Below are 1,856 nucleotides of genomic sequence, written 5' to 3'. Positions count from 1 at the left end.
GCATGACGCGGCGGGGTTGCGCCATGCCGATACGGCCGCGCGCATCCGTGCACAGGGCATCGACCTGCTGTTCGACCTGCGCGGCTGGGGCGGCGGCGGCACACCGGAAGTACTGGCGATGCGCCCTGCCCCGCTGCAGCTCAACTGGCTGGCCTACCCCGGCACCTCCGGTGCACCGTGGCTGGATGCCGTGATCGCTGACGACTTCGCGCTGCCGCCCTCGCTGGAAGCGCACTACAGCGAACGTGTACTGCGGCTGCCGCGCGCGTTCCAGCCTTCGGACAACACCCGCGTGCTGGAGCCGGCACCGGAGCGCGCGGCGTGTGGGCTGCCCGCGCAGGGCACCGTGTTCTGCTGCTTCAACAACAGTTACAAGCTCAACCCGCGCAGCATGGGCCGCGCATTCGCGGTGCTGCAGGCAGTACCCGGCAGCGTGCTGTGGCTGCTGTCCGGCCCCGGCCAGGCCGATGCGCGGCTGCGTGCCGCCGCACAGGCAGCAGGACTCGACCCGGCGCGCCTGGTGTTCATGGCCAAACTGCCGCATCCGCAGTATCTGGCCCGCTATCAGCTGGCCGACCTGTTCCTGGATACGAACCCGTACAACGCGCATACCACCGCATCGGATGCACTGTGGGCCGGCTGTCCGGTTCTGACCTGCCCCGGCGCTACCTTCGCCGCGCGCGTGGCCGGCAGCCTCAACCATCAGCTGGGCCTGGACCACATGAACGTCGCCGACGACGCGACGTTCGTCTCCACCGCCTGCGCACTCGGCAACGATCCGGCCGCCTTGGCCGCAGTGCGCGCCGAACTGGCGCAGGCACGCGAGCGCAGCGGCCTGTTCGACATGGCAGCTTTCGCGCGCGATCTGTCCGCACTGCTGCAGCAGCTGGCCCGCGAACAGGGCTGGCAGGGCCTCGACACGCGCTGACATCGCCCTGCGCTACGCTCGGGCTTCCTTCCCGCGTGGTATGACGATGGCCAAGCTCAAGCGCAAGGAATACGACGAACTGCTGCAGCCGCTGCAGCTGGAACTGGCGGCGATGGCGCGCTGGGTGCAGCACAGCGGACAACGCCTGCTGGTACTGTTCGAAGGACGCGATACCGCCGGCAAGGGTGGCGCGATCCAGACCATCAGCGAGCACCTCAACCCACGCCAATGCAGGGTGGTGGCGCTGCCCAAACCCACCGACCGCGAAGCCACGCAGTGGTACTTCCAGCGCTACGCCTCGCATCTTCCGGCCGCCGGCGAGATCGTGCTGATGGACCGCAGCTGGTACAACCGCGCCGGCGTTGAGCGGGTGATGGGGTATTGCAGCGAGACCGAATACCAGCAGTTCCTGCGCCAGGCACCGGTGTTCGAACAGCTGCTGGTGGATGACGGCATCCTGCTGTTCAAGTACTGGCTGTGCGTGGACCAGGAGCAGCAGGAAAAGCGCTTTGCCGAACGCCATGTCGATCCACTGAAAGGCTGGAAGCTGTCGCCGGTGGATCTGAAGTCACGCAGCAAGTACAGCGCGTATACCGAAGCGCGCGAGGCGATGCTGCGCGCCACCCATCGCGACGGTGCGCCGTGGACGCTGGTGGATTTCAACGACCAGCGGCTGGGCCGCCTGACCCTGGCCCGCAACCTGCTGGACCGGTTGCCGGACACGCGGGTGGATGCACCGCTGCCGGAACTGCCGAAGCTGAAGGGCAAGCTGCATCGCGAGCACTACGATGTACTGAAGCCGATCGAGAGTTTCCCGGTCGAAGAGTAGGGTTGGTCGGCAGGGCCTGCGGCCCTGCACCTGCTACAGGCAACGGCAACAGCCGAAGCAACGGCCGAAGCGGCATTCCGTGGGATGGCGGGGCGGTGT

At 67.5% G+C, this 1,856-nt stretch carries 1 protein-coding gene and 1 pseudogene; both read left to right on the top strand.

The genetic code is table 11. From position 1 onward, the window contains the following. A pseudogene (locus tag DBR20_RS19840) lies at positions 1 to 928 on the top strand (UDP-N-acetylglucosamine-peptide N-acetylglucosaminyltransferase); the annotation flags it as partial. Between the two features lie 46 nt (positions 929 to 974). Then, positions 975 to 1,757: a polyphosphate kinase 2 gene (gene ppk2 / locus DBR20_RS19835; RefSeq protein WP_108267902.1), complete on the top strand. Its 783-nt coding sequence runs from the start codon at positions 975 to 977 to the stop codon at positions 1,755 to 1,757. Positions 1,758 to 1,856 lie beyond the last annotated feature (99 nt).

It is taken from the genome of Stenotrophomonas sp. HMWF023, assembly GCF_003060985.1.
GTDB lineage: Bacteria > Pseudomonadota > Gammaproteobacteria > Xanthomonadales > Xanthomonadaceae > Stenotrophomonas > Stenotrophomonas lactitubi.
This window is presented reverse-complemented; position numbering and strand designations above follow the sequence as displayed.